This window comes from Enterococcus sp. AZ170 (genome assembly GCF_050545135.1).
Lineage (GTDB): Bacteria > Bacillota > Bacilli > Lactobacillales > Enterococcaceae > Enterococcus_L > Enterococcus_L ureilyticus.
The window spans coordinates 2396612-2411402 of sequence record NZ_CP172947.1 but is presented as its reverse complement, the minus strand read 5'-3'; the positions used below and the strand labels follow the sequence as shown (position 1 = coordinate 2411402).

Genomic DNA, 14791 nt, shown 5'->3' with positions numbered 1-14791 from the left:
AATCGATTATTCTTTTGGCAGAAAAGTTGATAAATTAGTACAAAATTCAATCAACGTATTGCATAGCAGGTTTAGATAAGAACCGTTCATGATATGCTTTTATTATTTATCATACTTATAAAGTTTAAATTCCTCAATCAATTGAATCAATTTTTCGGCATAGTCTGGATCGGTTGCATAGCCGCCATTTTGCAAAGCAACAGCTGCCTCTTGATAATTTTTACTTGTTTTAATTGCATCATAGGTACCGCCTTTTAAAAATTCCATATGATCGACCATGGATTCTTGGATCGTCTCGTATTTTTTAAACGAATCATCGATCGTGATTCGTTCACCATCAATAAACTCATCCGTGGGCATAATGCTAGATTCTTCATTAAAAGCACCCTTGATCCCAAATAAATTTTTTGCTTCGACCGCTAGTTCACTACGACCCCAGTCAGATTCTAAAATCGCTTGGGCTATGGTAATACTAGCAAATAGATGGGTTTGTTTTTGTAAAAGTTTCGCTTCAGATGCTATTTCATCAATAAAAATCTGCTGATACGCAGTGGCTTCATCTTGGATTGGTTGTTCTTCTTTATTAAAAATAAGGAAAAGACTAGCAAATGAAAGAAGTAGAATCAATAGTAAGGGTAAAATATTTTGTCTTCTTAGAATTCCTTGATTCATGTAATAACCTCTTTTCTTTAAGTGTTACAAACAGTATAGAGGTTAAATGTTACAAAAATATGCCAAAGAAGTTAATATTTGTTTGGCTTTCTTAAGAAATACTTCAGTTTGATTAAGAATATACTTCTTTTTATGGAATGATCGATAAATTTTTTTGAAACAAACTTCTTTACAAGTCTCCCAATATCCTTTATGCTATTTAATGTAAATACCCTATAGGGTATAAAGGAGGAGCAAATGTTTTCATTTTTTAAAGGAAATTCAGTAAGTACAAGCGAACTTCGACAAAAATTAGCAACAAAGCCCGAAGTAATCGATGTTCGAGAAAAGACAGAATTTGCATCTGGACATATATCGGGTGCAAAAAATATACCCCTTAGTAAAATTAATTCTTATGTAAAAAAAGATAAAGAACCAGTCTATGTGATTTGTCAATCTGGAATGAGAAGTCGTCAAGCTGTTAAAAAATTAAAAGCTAGAGGAATCGATGCAATCAACGTTAAAGGCGGTATGAGTGCTTGGCGTGGAGAAGTCAGAGGAGGGACATTATAATGCGAGTAGTGATTATTGGCGGTGTAGCAGGTGGCATGTCAGCTGCGACTAGATTAAGAAGGTTATCTGAAGAGATCGAAATCATCGTTTTAGAAAAAGGCCCCTATGTTTCATTTGCAAACTGTGGATTGCCCTATTATGTATCGGGAGAAATCAGTGAACGTTCAGAATTGATCTTACAAACTCCTGAACAGTTGAAAAAAAGATTTAATATTGATGTTTATGCAGAAACAGAAGCAGTTAAAATCGATCGAAAAAATAAAACAGTTTTAACGAATGCGAATGGTAAAGAGAACACAATCAGTTATGATAAATTGATTCTTTCACCAGGGGCACAACCAGTGATACCGACAATTGAAGGGTTGGCCGAAGCAACAAATATTTATACCTTAAGAAACGTTCCAGATATCGATAAGATCGTAGCAACTGTCAAAAATGAGCAACCTAAACAAGCCGTTGTGATTGGGGCAGGATTTATTGGTCTAGAAATGGCAGAGAATTTAAGTCACCTTGGCCTTGATGTCACAATCGTAGAAGCAGCGCCGCAAATTTTACCACCTTTAGATGAGGAAATGGCCGCCTTTGTTGAAAAAGAATTAAAGGCAAAAGGAATTACTGTCTATACAGAGGTTGGGGCAACGGCATTTAAAGAGGCTGGAAAGAAAATCAAATTAAGTTCAGGTGAAACAATTTCAAGTGATTTTACAGTGCTATCGATTGGCGTCAAACCATCTAGCGATCTAGCTGTTGCAGCTGATTTGAAAATAGGCTTACGTGGAGGGATCGTTGTAGATGAAACTTACCAAACGAATGATCCAGATATTTATGCTGTTGGTGATGCAATCGTTGTTAAACAGCAAGTCACAGAAGAAGATGCTCTGATCGCGCTCGCATCTCCTGCAAATCGCCAAGGGCGCCAAGTAGCAGATGTGATCGCAGGCGTAGCTCGGAAAAACCAAGGAAGTATAGGAACTGCAATCGTGCGAGTGTTTGATCTTGCGGCAGCCAGTACTGGTTTAAGTGAACGCCAGTTACGCAATAGTCATCTAGAATTTAAAGCAGTGCATACAACTTCAAAAAGCCATGCGGGGTATTTTCCTGGAAGTTATCCGATTGTGATGAAGTTGCTATTTCATCCTGTATCAGGTAAAATCTATGGCGCACAAGCGATTGGACAAGATGGTGTGGATAAACGAATTGACATCATCGCCACTGCAATCAAAGCAGATCTGACCGTTATGGATTTGCCAGAGTTAGAATTTACTTATGCACCGCCATTTGGCTCAGCGAAAGATCCTGTAAATATGGTGGGTTATGCTGCGACCAATATTGTTGAAGGCTTCTCTGACACTATTCAATATTACGAATTGAAAGAAGCAATAGAAAATGGAGCTTTTTTACTAGATGTGAGGAATCCAGGAGAACTAACGAATAGCGGTGCATTACCTCAAGCTAAAAATATTCCATTGGATGAATTAAGAGAGCATTTAACTGATCTTCCAACGGATAAAGAAATCATTGTAAGTTGTCAAAGTGGGCAACGTAGCTATTTAGCCGAACGAATCTTAAAAAATAATGGCTTTAATGTGAAAAATTTAGATGGTGCTTTTCAACTATATAGTACAATTTACCCTCAGGAGGTTATTAATAATGTATAAATCAATCATGATCGATGAATTTGAACAAGTAGAAAAAAGAAATCAATTAGCTATCATAGATGTGCGTGAGGAAGACGAGTATCTTTCAGGACACATTAAAGGGGCAAAAAACTTGCCATTAAGCACGTTGCAAGAAACAGCTGAATCATTGGATAAAACGCAACCTTATTATATTATTTGCCAAGCTGGCGGACGTTCACAAATGGCGAGTGAATATGTTGCTTCATTAGGGTATGACGCTACAAATGTGATGGGTGGTATGTCCGCCTGGAGAGGAGATGTTGTGGATGGCTTGTGATCCTAAACTAGCGAATCGTTTGAAACGTTCAGAAGGACAAATTCGAGGGATTTTAAAAATGATGGATGAAGGAAAAGATTGCCGGGAAGTTGTGACCCAATTGATGGCAGTTCGCTCTAGTATAGACAAAGTGATTGGGCTGGTGGTGACGGAAAATTTGAAACAATGTATGGAGGATAAAGACATTGACCTGACGGGTGAAGAATTGGCAAAAGCACTGGAGATGATCGTCAAAACGAGATGATTTTTACTATTGAATCACTTAGATGAAATACTATCAAGGATGCGTCATTGAAAATAGCTAAGAGGGACAGTAGGCGAATCGGCTTAATTGTCCCTCTTAGTTAATGAAAATCTTCAAAAAATGATTTTTCTCGCTGTCTATTTAAATTTTAAGGTCGTAATCAAAGGATAGTGATCGGATAAATCTGTTTTGATTACGTCGACATCTGTGATTTCAAAATTTTTAGAAACAATAATATTATCTAAAAATTTTACTGCCATACTCGTCTCTAAAGAAGCTCTTGCAACATCTTTTTCTGCCATCGTTTCCAACCAGACACCGTTATGTCCATTAGAAATTTGGTAATCTTTAGAGAAAACATTGAATTCATTAATACCATGATCGGTATTAAAGTCACCAACTAAAATTTTATATTCTGTAGGGTCCTCATCTAAAACTTTTTTTAGTTGTTCTAATTGTTTCGTTCGCACCTCAAATGACTCAACACTTAAATGGGTAGAATAAAAGGCAATTTTTTTCTTATCTTTTTCAAAAATGGCCCGAGAATAAGAACGCGGTTCCAAGGCTCCTTTTGTGACTAAACCACCTTCTCCCCAAATATCCATCAAACGATCTGAGCTTGTTTTATCCTTATAGTCAAAATGTTTGTAGATCTCATAAAATTGTTTTTGTTCAGCTCCAGGAGCTTCTTTCATACCGTATAATTCGACAACTTTCGTCTCTTTTAAAGGATATTTAGAAACGATACCATTACCATAACCACCGCCACCAAATTCAATAGACTGTCCAAAGAAAGAATCTTTATAGGGTCCTTTTGTAAAATCAGTGAAGGGATCATAGTTGGCTCTTTGTTCGTAACGGATTGTATTTTTGTCTACTTCTTGGATGCCAAAAATCTCAACATCTTTATCTGAAAGTAGCTTTCTTTGGTCATTCACATCATTGTCTGGGGCTTTAATATCAATGTTAAATGTTCCGACAATTAGTTCCTCTTTCTCTTGGTGACCGGTTTCACTTGTATTTTGTTTACTAGGCGTTGTGTTTGAACAACCCATCATCATAGTAGCAACAATACTAAACAATAAATAACCTTTTTTTCTCATCTTTTTTCTCCTTTTAGCGTTATTTCGTTACTAAAAAACAGTTGGATAATTGTCTTCTTATACAAAAAATCCGAAATTACTCAAATAAATGAGTAATTTCGGTTTAGCTTGTCAGTAAAAACAATAACTATCCAAAGAAATAAGTAACTAATGATAGTATATATCTAAAGGAAGAAAAAGTAAACTTTAAGTATTTTATTTTGTATGAAAGTTGGCTTATTAGAGATTTCATTCCAGTTCTACTTCTTCTGAATTTATTGTGATAGGCACTTTCTTTTTTAATAGCCAACCGGTTTTTTCTAATTCATTTAAAGAAATAGAAACTCTAGATTGAGATGTCCGACAAAACTTTGATAAAATTTCTTGTGTGACAAATGTCGGCAGTTCGATTTGCTCTGTTTCTGTCAAATGCCCGATATGATCACTTAAATAGCTTAGAGCTTGTTTGATTCGGGCTGCAGTTGGCAAATGTAAGAACTCAAAGTAGCTATAATGTCGTTGAAAAATATCGGCAAAATTAGTCAATAGCAACTCATAATAGTTTGGCACTTCATTCAATGTATTTAAGAGAATCGTTTTCGGGATACTAAAAATAGTGGACTCTTCACTAATAACTCGAACGGAGTGAGTTTTTTGGTTAAATGTAGAAAAACTATCTAACCCAAAAAAATCATTTTGAAAAATGAAAGATGAGATATAGCGTTTGTCATCGTTCAATATTTCGACACAGATTACCCCTGAAACAACGTAATACAAGGTTTTGGCTTTATCATATTCATCGATGATCAAATTGCTTTTTACATAGTGTTTTTCTGTCCAGTCAAAGGGTCTCTTTTTTTTCAAGTAGTTGATCAAGCGCGTATTTTCTTTATATAATTCGATAAGTCATGGCTCCTTATTTTAAAAGCTGAACAAGTAGCTCAGTCAGTTAGAGAATTCATAGTCAGTGGAAAAAGTATAGCATAATTTTTAGGGGGAATAAAAGAGTCTATTCTTGATTTACCTAATTTATACCAAAGCCAGAGCAATTTATATCATTGATATAAATTGTTTTTTTTGTTTCCTCTAAAATAAGGTTTACCAGCTAACTGTATGGCTTGTGCAGTACAGTATCTATCTAAGAAAGGGAGGATGCAGGTGAATTATGACGGCAACAGACCTATTTATCAACAAATCATCGAACAGGTTGAACAATGGATTGTTAACGGTCATTGGCAGCAAAATGAAAAAGTACCGTCTGTCAGACAATTAGCAGAAGATTTAGCAGTAAATCCAACCACAGTTCAACGAGCGTACAGTATTTTAGAACAAGAAGAAATATTGATCAGTCAGAGAGGAATTGGGAAATTCGTGACACATAATGTCGGTAAAATTACAGATCTACGCTTTCGATTGATTGAGGCACACTTGACAGCGTTTATTATTCAATTACAAAAGTTTGAGTTAACACAAAGTGAACGAGACCATATCATTGAACGGATTGTGAGGACTGCAAATGAATAAATTACAGGTAAAAAATGGTAGCAAACGATACAAAAAAACTATTTTTCAAGAGCTGTCTTTTACGTTAGAAAACGGTCAAATTCTAGGAATTCTCGGGAAAAATGGAACTGGCAAAACAACATTATTAGACTGTATTTCAGGGCAACGGAAAATAAGCTCCGGGACGATTCTCTATAATGACCAAATACAAAGCAGTCCAGCATTTAAAACAAATATAGCTTATGTTTCAACAATTGATTATTTTGAAGCTACCGAAACCGTTCGGCAAATTCTGCTGGAGTATACGATCTTATTTCCTGGTTTTCATTTAGAAAAAGCAATGGAGCAATTAGAAATTTGGCATATTTCTCCAAAACAAAAGTGGCAGGAACTTTCTGAAGGCACCAAAGTCAAAGTGAAAATAGCTTGTGAATATGGCAAAGAAACAAGCATTTTCCTATTAGATGAACCATTTGCTTACTTGGATTATTCATCACGGATTCAAGTGAAACAGTTGTTGAGAAAAGCCAGTGGAGAAAATAAAGTAATTATTGTTTCGACGAATTTTATTGAAGAGATGGATACATTATTTACGGATGTGTTATTCATGAATCCCAATCGATTCTGCGAAGTGATCGATTTAGAAGATTTACGCGAACGCAAAAGTATGTCGCTGAAAGAAATCTATGAGGAGGAAGCTGATGATACGTTTATTTAATTTTTACCATGAAAAAAGCAAAAAATTCTTTTTAAGTAGCCTACTGTTGACTTTGACCAGCTATTTTGCTAAATATGTTTTTCAACTAACTATGCCAGAATCTCAATGGAATCGTTTGCCGATCATTCTTTCAGTTATTGCAGCAATCGTTTTGACTTGGCGGATCAATCAACTGGATATTCAGTCAAATCACCGCACATTAGCCAGTACGGTTACTCAATCGACCTTTGAAAAGATGGTTGCAAAATATTTATTGTCCTATCTGCAAGTGATTTTAATTGGTGGAGTAAATCTTATTTTTAATTTTTCAACAATCTCTTTGAACCTGAGTGAGTTAGTACTTTTAGCTTTAGAATTAGCGGTTTACCTTGCGGGTATAATCAGTTACTTAGTGTTATTTAGAGGGGTTGTAGCAAAACTATGGCTGCCAAATTTCTCAAAAACGTTTGTCATAGCCATTGGGTGGGGCTTGGTCGTACTTTTGAATGATATTGCGCGTTACTATTTTCCTCAAAGTGTGACGATTGCTTTGCCAATCAATCATGGAAAGTTTTATCCAAGTACGTTTATTTTAAATGCATGCTTGTCAGCAACGTTCGTATTTGTTTATTTATGGTTAGAAAGAAATCAAACGAACGATGATCGATAACAAATCAGACCCTGTTTTACATGAAATCATAGCAATAACCAAAGCGATGGATTTCGCCCTAATTTTAGGAACAAGTGGTAGTGGCAAGACAATTTTATGGAAGAAATCTATATTATGTTCCTATCTAACGTTATTTCAATTACTTTTGCCTATTTGATTCAATTTTTAGCAAATCCGCTGATCGAATCAAGGATTGGTTTTAAAGAAGTCATTTAAATAGCACTACTTAACGCTATAGCTACATTAGGAATCACTGCTGTATTAGGAATTTTTTTTGCACTATATCAAGTAGCCAAACTGGACCCAAGCACTGCCTTACGCTACGAATAAAAACGAAAGAAGGAAGAAAAATGAAAAAATTATGGGAGAATAAACTGGTTAGATATGGAGTGATCAGTGTGGTGTTACTTATTCTTGGAGCCGCTGGATTTTTAGGCTACTACCGCATGGCAAGAGTTCAAGGTGTTATTTCAAGTTATGAGATCAACGAAGCGTTAAAAGAAAAAGCAAATTCGTATAAAGCTGTTATCTACACACAAGATCGTGCCTTTAAAAATGAAGTAATCAATGAACTTAAAAAAAATCTAGTTGATGAAAATATTTACTTAAAAGTCGAGCCTGTCGAAGATCTTGGTGAAAGTAAAATCGAAGAATGGGATAAAGTGATTATACTATCCACCGTTCAATCAAGCGACCCTCCAAAAGCAGTTTTAGATTATATCAACAAGCACAAAAATGAAGAAAAATTAAGTATATATTTGACAGCCGATTCAGGCACTTGGTCAAAAGACCCTGGATATCTGGATGTCACAACTGCTGCGTCTAAAACGGAAAATATCACTGTATTTAGTCGGAGAATCAGAGAATTTTTATTAAATTAATAAAAAATGAAATGAAAAAAATAAACGCTGTTCGCTTGCAAAAAGAACGTATGTTTGCTATTCTGTTATTCATAGGGAGGGATAAGTATGAGTGCAACCTTTAGTGTAACCAAATGGAATGAACAACCCGTCGATGAATCAAAAATAGCGTTTCCAGTGAATCGAGTCCAAGCAGAATATGAGCTTGAAGGTGATTTACAAGGGAAAGCGTGGATCGAGTATCTTCTTTATTATTTAGAAAGTCAGTCAGAAGATGGTCATCTAGCAACAGCAAGAATAACAGGATTTCTTCATTTTGAAGGCCAATATAAAGGAAAAACAGGAACCTTTACAGCGGCTGAAAAAGGTATTTTCGATAAAGGCTCCCTTGATTCACCAGGAATGCTTATTCAAGGTACTGGAGAATTACACAGCTTGACGGGTTCTTATCAATATGATTTTGTCGGCGAAAATAGTAAGCTGATTCTGGATTTTAAGGACAATAAATAGTTTATCCAGATTATACATTATCTAACAGGGCATAATAAAGCGAAAGCTAGCTTATTAGCATCTCAGTTGTAGTTTTCCAAGCATAATAACGATATTTTATCTACGCTTGGTTTTTCCAGTATATACTCAAAGTGGACGAGCTGCTGGTAGTTGTTTATTGAATACACACCATTTATCAGTTACTTTTGTCGACGATAAAGAACAGGATCAGCTTATTTTGCGAGTGTTGCATCACTTGTTAATAAGTTACCCTCTCTATTTAAAAAGCAAGTAAAACCGTATATCGATATTGATTTTTCAACTTGTGGATGAGAAGATGAAGTAGCTTGGTGCAGCTGTTGAAATAATAAAATCAATTGAGTTAAAAGAAAAAATCAAGGTGGAAATCAAAAGAATCAATCAGCTCTATTTTTAAGAAATTTGTTTTAAATAGTTCATTATTCCTCTTGAAACAATGACTATTGCTTGAGATAATAGCAAGGGAAAGAGGGATCATATGAGACAAATTTGGCTTGAGCGATTACTTCGTTGGAATGCACAGCTTCAAAAGTTATTAAAGGGCAGATATGCGCGCATGGATCAACTGAATAGTACCTTGATGAAGGGAAGCTTCGTCTTAATACTGCTTAACTTATTTTTACCGACTTCAATAGCAAGTTGGTTGGCAGCTGGTCTTTTACTGTGGCTAAACTATCGATTTTTCTCAAAAAGAATTTATCAACGTTCAAATGAAAATACTCGTTATGTTTTAAAAATGCAACAGTTAAAATCTCGATTTGCGACTGTCAAAGAAAAATTCAAAGAGCGTAAAATCTATACCTTTTTTAAGTGTCCAAAGTGTAAACAACAATTACGAGCACCGAAAGGAAAAGGGAAAATAAAAGTCACATGTTCAACGTGTAAAGAACAATTCAATAGAATAGTTTAAAAATAACTTCTGAGAGTTTTTGTTAAATCTCAGGGGTTCTTTTCATTTATTTTGAAAAGCGAACAATAAGATATTTCTAAAGTATTTTGTTCTGATTTTCCGTTAATAATTGAACTAATTATGATATAATAGGAAAAACTTATGCTGCTTTAAAAGCTGAATTTATGGCTTTTTTGTTATCAAGCGTTTAAATTAGGAGGAAATTACATGCGTGCAGTTTTAACAGTTATCGGTAAGGATAAGGTAGGAATCATTGCTGGTGTTAGTCAAAAATTAGCAGAACTGGATATGAACATCATTGATGTTAGTCAAACAATCATGGATAGTTATTTTACGATGATGATGGTATTAGAAATTTCAAAAGAGAATAATAACTTAGAAAAGATTCGGGCTGAACTAAATGCATTAGGGGAAAAGTTAGGTGTGACAATCAGTATTCAAAATGAAGAAATTTTCAATGTAATGCACAAACTATAATATAGAATATTGTATTCTCTAATTTTCCGTCTGACCATTTAAAAAAAGCTAAAAGCTGATTGTCGTCAGGCAAGGCTGAGCGAACTTGTTCAGTGTTTCATACTAAACTATGGCTACACAGATTATTCTCTAAACGAGCCTGTGTAGCTTTCAAATTCGGGAGGAACTACTTTGGAAACAAATCAAATTTTAGAAACAATTCGTATGATTGAAGAAGAAAATTTGGATATCAGAACGATCACAATGGGTATTTCGTTGTTAGATTGTATTGACAGTGACAGTGATCGAGCTTGCCAAAAGATTTATGATAAAATCACCCGTTTAGCTAAAAATTTAGTTAAAGTTGGAGAAGAAATCGAATCGGAATATGGCATTCCAATCATCAACAAACGCATTTCCGTAACACCAATCGGAATCGTTGCAGCTGCTAGTTCAGATACTGATTACGTTAAATATGCTAAAGCACTCGATAAAGCGTCTCAAGCAGTTGGTGTGAACTTTATTGGGGGATTTAGTGCGCTAGTTGAAAAAGGCTACCAACACGGTGATGACATTTTAATCAATTCAATTCCTCAAGCATTAGCTGAAACAGAGTTTGTCTGTTCTTCAGTTAATATTGGCTCAACGAAAGCCGGAATCAATATGGATGCAGTTCGTCATATGGGCTATGTCATCAAAGAAACGGCAGCAAAATCTGATATGGGCTGCGCAAAATTAGTTGTTTTTGCAAATGCAGTAGAAGATAATCCATTTATGGCAGGGGCATTTCATGGTGTTGGTGAGGCTGATTGCGTAATCAATGTCGGTGTTAGTGGACCTGGTGTAGTCAAAAGAGCGCTAGAAAAGGTCAAAGGGGAACCATTTGATATTGTTGCTGAAGTTGTAAAACAAACGGCCTTTAAAATTACTAGAATGGGTCAACTAGTTGGGAAAATAGCATCCGAACGTTTAAATGTTCCATTTGGAATCGTAGATTTATCTTTGGCACCAACGCCTGCAGTGGGGGATAGTGTAGCCTATATTTTAGAAGAGATGGGTTTAGAAAGTGTGGGAACGCATGGAACAACTGCAGCATTAGCTTTATTGAATGACGCAGTGAAAAAAGGCGGTGTAATGGCTTGTAACCATGTTGGAGGGCTATCTGGTGCCTTTATACCGGTTTCAGAAGATGCTGGAATGATCGATGCGGTCAATAATGGCGCATTAAATTTGGAAAAATTAGAAGCGATGACAGCAATCTGCTCTGTTGGTCTAGATATGATTGCTATACCAGGAGAAACGTCTGCTGAGACAATTGCCGCAATGATCGCTGATGAAGCAGCAATTGGTGTGATCAACCACAAAACGACAGCAGTGCGAATCATACCGGCAAAAGGAACAAAAGTTGGTGACATGGTAGAATTTGGCGGTTTATTAGGTCGAGCACCCGTTATGAAAGTGAATGACTATGCTTCGACAGACTTCATTTTACGTGGGGGAAGAATACCAGCTCCAATCCACTCGTTTAAAAATTAGATTAAAATGAGTATCTAAGTATTGGTGATAAAAAGATGTATGGTATAATAAAACAGTAGCTTGATTATTGTGTTTTCAGACATAACAAAATAGAAAAAATAATTATTGGACTTAAAAAAGGAGATTTTAATTAATGGAAATAAAACGTCAACAAGAAGTCGTAGAAGCTTTTCATTACGACATGCGTACAGAAGATATGGGAGAGGTAGAAACAGATCTTAGAGTTGGTTTTTCACCAATTGAATCAACGGATGAAAACTATCCAAAAGAAAACTCGATCATTGCAGCGCGCTTAGAGTTTCGCTTAATTTTTGAGGAATATATTTTGTCAGGTTCAGTTAGCCAAATCAATCATGTGATCAATCATAAAATTGAAAACCAAGAAGATATCTCTCAAGAAGAAGTAGACGAGTTAGTAAGCCCATTATTTAGCATTGTGCAACGTATGGCATATGAAATTACTGAAATTGCCCTTGATAAACCAGGAATCCAGTTAAATTTCCAATCAGCAGCTGAATAACAAAATAGCGAAAAGAGTTTGTGATAGTTTTAAACTATCACAAACTCTTTTTTCTATCATTATAGAAACAAAATAATACCCCTTGGCCCATTAAATCAGTTACAATAAGAACATCACTGAAAATGAGCTTCTTTATTTTTAGGGGAATCATTGAAGAATGATTTCCGGGAACCTTTACTTCCTTTGATGGACTTGTCATTTAAACTAAATTACAGGAGGGAAAAAAATGACAACACTCATCACTGTTTTAGTGGTCCTTACTTTTCTTGCAGTGTTATACGTCTTTTATCGGATGCAGAAAAAACACTATAAATTTTCAACGCGTGTTTTTGCCGCATTAGGTGTTGGTATTGTATTAGGTGCAATTATTCAATTCGCATTCGGTACACAAGATAAAATCACAACGCAAGCAATGGAATGGATCAGTATTGTAGGTAATGGATATGTAGCATTTTTACAAATGCTCGTAATCCCCTTAGTTTTTGTTTCGATCGTAGGAGCATTTACTAAAATGAAAGAATCCAAGCAAGTTGGGAAAATTAGCTTTACCGTCCTAGCAACCTTGTTAGGGACAACAGCTATAGCCGCTTTAGTTGGAATCGGAACAACCTTATTATTTGGGCTACAAGGCGCAAAATTTACAGAAGGAACGGTAGAAACGGCACGGATCGCAGAACTTGCAACTCGACAGGAAACCGTTGAAAACCTATCGATTCCTCAACAAATTTTATCTTTTATTCCTAAAAATATTTTCGCGGATTTTGCTGGCACCCGTCCAACAAGTACGATTGGCGTGGTTATTTTTGCCGCATTCGTTGGGATTGCCTATTTAGGTATTAAAAGAAAAGCACCAAAAGAAGCAGAATTTTTTGCAAACTTGATCGACAGTCTTTATAAAATCACGATGCGAATCGTGACATTGGTTTTACGTTTAACACCTTATGGGGTTTTAGCATTGATGACAAATGTTGTTGCGACAAGTGACTATAATGCAATCCTTAATTTAGGAAAATTTGTATTAGCTTCCTACACCGCATTAATCATTGTAATGTTGGTTCACTTAATAATCTTAATGGCAGTCAAAGTAAACCCTGTAAACTATTTGAAAAAATCGTTTCCAGTGTTGAGTTTTGCTTTTACATCAAGATCAAGTGCAGGAGCAATGCCTTTAAATATTGAAACACAAACAAAAGCTTTAGGTGTTGATGATGCCACAGCGAATTTCGCTGCAAGTTTTGGTATGTCAATTGGTCAAAACGGCTGTGCAGGCGTTTATCCTGCTATGCTGGCTACTATAGTTGCACCAACTGTGGGAATTAATGTCTTTAGTTTAGAATTTATCTTGATGCTAGTTGCAATTGTAACGATTAGTTCGTTTGGTGTAGCAGGTGTCGGTGGCGGGGCAACGTTTGCTTCGTTGATCGTATTAGGCGCAATGAACTTACCTGTAGCGATCGTTGGTTTGGTGATTTCTGTAGAACCATTGATCGATATGGCTAGAACGGCTGTTAATGTCAGCGACAGTATGGTAGCAGGAATCGTGACGAGTTCACGAATCAAAGAGTTAGACCGTGATGTCTTGAATGATAGCAGTTTAGTCATTGAAGAAAATGTTTAAAGAGTGATCCACTTCTCTTCCCCAAGAGAGTTTAAAATAAAAAGAAGGTAAAAGCTATAAAGCTCTTACCTTCTTTTTTAATACCATTCGATATGTAGACCAACACCGACTTCTTCGATCGGCAGTTGAGACTGTATTTTCGCTTTAGCATGGAAAGAAACACAGTGACAGGGGTAGAGAGAAGTAATATGATTTTCCTGGAAATAACGAATCGTTTGTTCTAGTTGTTCATTGATGTCAAACAAATGAAAACCGCCAATCACACCTTTAATTGTTTGAGTCCCAGTAACTTGTTTCGCATATTCACAGATATTACTAATTCCACTGTGAGAGCATCCAGTAATAACAAAAATTCCGTCTTGTCCTTCAAAAACCAAAGCAGAATCATCTAAAACATAATCAGGTGTATAGCTCTGTGAGATTTTTGTTTCCCCCACTTGTTTGCGCGGTTCAAAGTTGACAAGTTCGGGTATTTCTCCCAAGAATGTGATGTTTTTAGAAATTTTTATTGGTTCTTTTGTAAGACGCACGCGATAGTTTTCTTTGAGTTCGCTTAACGTAACCGCTGATCCAATTACTACATCTTCTTCTTTTTTCGGGAAAAAAGCTAGTGGGTGTGCAACAATTTCAGGTTTTTGTTTTGTGAAGATATCAGAAATGATGCTTAGACCGCCAGTATGATCATTGTGCCCATGTGAGAGAGCCAACTTTGTTACTTGACTCAAGTCAATTCCTAATCCAGCTGCATTTTTCAAAAAGATGTCACTATAACCAGTATCGAAAAGAATTTTGTCCTCACCATCTTCGATGTAAAATGATAGAGCAGGTTCTCCATAGTAATAATGATCGATGTAAACATTATTATCCACCAAAACAGTTAATTTCATTTTTTCTCCTTCTTGAAGCAAAATTATTTTCATAAATCATACCATAAGCTATGATGGAAAGTATATAATAGAAAGATAGAACTATGACCTAAGAAGAGGA

18 protein-coding genes are annotated in these 14791 nt (G+C 35.7%); 14 read left to right on the top strand and 4 right to left on the bottom strand.

The genetic code is table 11. The features are described from left to right. Nucleotides 1-102: 102 nt before the first annotated feature. On the bottom strand, nt 103-672 hold the full coding sequence (locus IGJ55_RS11695) for a glycoside hydrolase family 73 protein (RefSeq protein ID WP_207120799.1): 570 nt from the start codon (nt 670-672) through the stop codon (nt 103-105). Nucleotides 673-909: 237 nt separating this feature from the next. Here IGJ55_RS11695 and IGJ55_RS11690 point away from each other — a divergent pair, with 237 nt between their 5' ends. From IGJ55_RS11690 to IGJ55_RS11675, 4 genes are read left to right on the top strand one after another with little or no spacing between them, the layout of a single operon-like run. Continuing rightward, nucleotides 910-1224 carry a rhodanese-like domain-containing protein gene (locus IGJ55_RS11690; RefSeq protein ID WP_069640221.1) on the top strand — a complete coding sequence of 105 codons (315 nt, stop codon included), beginning with the start codon at nt 910-912 and terminating at the stop codon, nt 1222-1224. Next, nucleotides 1224-2882, top strand: a complete 1659-nt coding sequence (locus IGJ55_RS11685; RefSeq protein ID WP_429949109.1) for an FAD-dependent oxidoreductase — start codon at nt 1224-1226, stop codon at nt 2880-2882. Before IGJ55_RS11690 ends, IGJ55_RS11685 begins: the two co-directional genes overlap by 1 nt. Then, a complete protein-coding gene (locus tag IGJ55_RS11680; protein ID WP_207120801.1) occupies nt 2875-3180 on the top strand; it encodes a rhodanese-like domain-containing protein in 306 nt (101 codons plus the stop codon). The genes IGJ55_RS11685 and IGJ55_RS11680 overlap by 8 nt, the downstream gene beginning before the upstream one ends. Further along, entirely contained in the window at nt 3170-3424 is a 255-nt protein-coding gene (locus tag IGJ55_RS11675) for a metal-sensitive transcriptional regulator (protein ID WP_069640224.1), read from the top strand. Before IGJ55_RS11680 ends, IGJ55_RS11675 begins: the two co-directional genes overlap by 11 nt. 137 nt (nt 3425-3561) lie before the next feature. Here the strand turns inward: IGJ55_RS11675 and IGJ55_RS11670 are convergent, their stop codons facing one another. After that, complete coding sequence (locus tag IGJ55_RS11670) at nt 3562-4527, bottom strand: endonuclease/exonuclease/phosphatase family protein (protein ID WP_429949112.1); 966 nt, start codon at nt 4525-4527, stop codon at nt 3562-3564. Between the two features lie 228 nt (nt 4528-4755). Beyond that, on the bottom strand, nt 4756-5370 hold the full coding sequence (locus IGJ55_RS11665; RefSeq protein ID WP_429949114.1) for a Crp/Fnr family transcriptional regulator: 615 nt from the start codon (nt 5368-5370) through the stop codon (nt 4756-4758). Nucleotides 5371-5658: 288 nt separating this feature from the next. Between IGJ55_RS11665 and IGJ55_RS11660 the strand changes: the two genes are divergently transcribed. From IGJ55_RS11660 to IGJ55_RS11615, 10 genes are all read left to right on the top strand, one after another. Then, nucleotides 5659-6030: a GntR family transcriptional regulator gene (locus tag IGJ55_RS11660; RefSeq protein WP_083244365.1), complete on the top strand. Its 372-nt coding sequence runs from the start codon at nt 5659-5661 to the stop codon at nt 6028-6030. After that, the gene (locus IGJ55_RS11655; protein WP_430606521.1) at nt 6023-6727 is read left to right on the top strand and encodes an ATP-binding cassette domain-containing protein; all 705 of its coding nucleotides are present in this window, start codon (nt 6023-6025) and stop codon (nt 6725-6727) included. The genes IGJ55_RS11660 and IGJ55_RS11655 overlap by 8 nt, the downstream gene beginning before the upstream one ends. Further along, on the top strand, nt 6711-7376 hold the full coding sequence (locus tag IGJ55_RS11650; RefSeq protein ID WP_429949118.1) for a hypothetical protein: 666 nt from the start codon (nt 6711-6713) through the stop codon (nt 7374-7376). The genes IGJ55_RS11655 and IGJ55_RS11650 overlap by 17 nt, the downstream gene beginning before the upstream one ends. Before the next feature lie 350 nt (nt 7377-7726). Beyond that, nucleotides 7727-8257 carry a hypothetical protein gene (locus IGJ55_RS11645; RefSeq protein ID WP_430606519.1) on the top strand — a complete coding sequence of 177 codons (531 nt, stop codon included), beginning with the start codon at nt 7727-7729 and terminating at the stop codon, nt 8255-8257. Nucleotides 8258-8344: 87 nt separating this feature from the next. Then, nucleotides 8345-8746, top strand: a complete 402-nt coding sequence (locus IGJ55_RS11640) for a DUF3224 domain-containing protein (protein WP_207120808.1) — start codon at nt 8345-8347, stop codon at nt 8744-8746. A 496-nt stretch (nt 8747-9242) separates the two neighbouring features. Beyond that, complete coding sequence (locus tag IGJ55_RS11635) at nt 9243-9674, top strand: hypothetical protein (protein ID WP_069639602.1); 432 nt, start codon at nt 9243-9245, stop codon at nt 9672-9674. A 207-nt stretch (nt 9675-9881) separates the two neighbouring features. After that, on the top strand, nt 9882-10151 hold the full coding sequence (locus IGJ55_RS11630; protein ID WP_069639603.1) for an ACT domain-containing protein: 270 nt from the start codon (nt 9882-9884) through the stop codon (nt 10149-10151). A 171-nt stretch (nt 10152-10322) separates the two neighbouring features. Beyond that, nucleotides 10323-11666, top strand: coding sequence for a PFL family protein (locus tag IGJ55_RS11625; protein ID WP_429949124.1), 1344 nt, complete (start codon nt 10323-10325; stop codon nt 11664-11666). Between the two features lie 133 nt (nt 11667-11799). Then, the gene (locus IGJ55_RS11620) at nt 11800-12186 is read left to right on the top strand and encodes a DUF1149 family protein (RefSeq protein WP_069639605.1); all 387 of its coding nucleotides are present in this window, start codon (nt 11800-11802) and stop codon (nt 12184-12186) included. Between the two features lie 226 nt (nt 12187-12412). Then, nucleotides 12413-13804, top strand: coding sequence for an L-cystine transporter (locus IGJ55_RS11615; protein ID WP_069639606.1), 1392 nt, complete (start codon nt 12413-12415; stop codon nt 13802-13804). A 77-nt stretch (nt 13805-13881) separates the two neighbouring features. On the opposite strand, the gene IGJ55_RS11610 is transcribed toward IGJ55_RS11615, so the two are convergent. After that, nucleotides 13882-14691 carry an MBL fold metallo-hydrolase gene (locus IGJ55_RS11610; protein ID WP_069639607.1) on the bottom strand — a complete coding sequence of 270 codons (810 nt, stop codon included), beginning with the start codon at nt 14689-14691 and terminating at the stop codon, nt 13882-13884. Between the last annotated feature and the right edge of the window lie 100 nt (nt 14692-14791).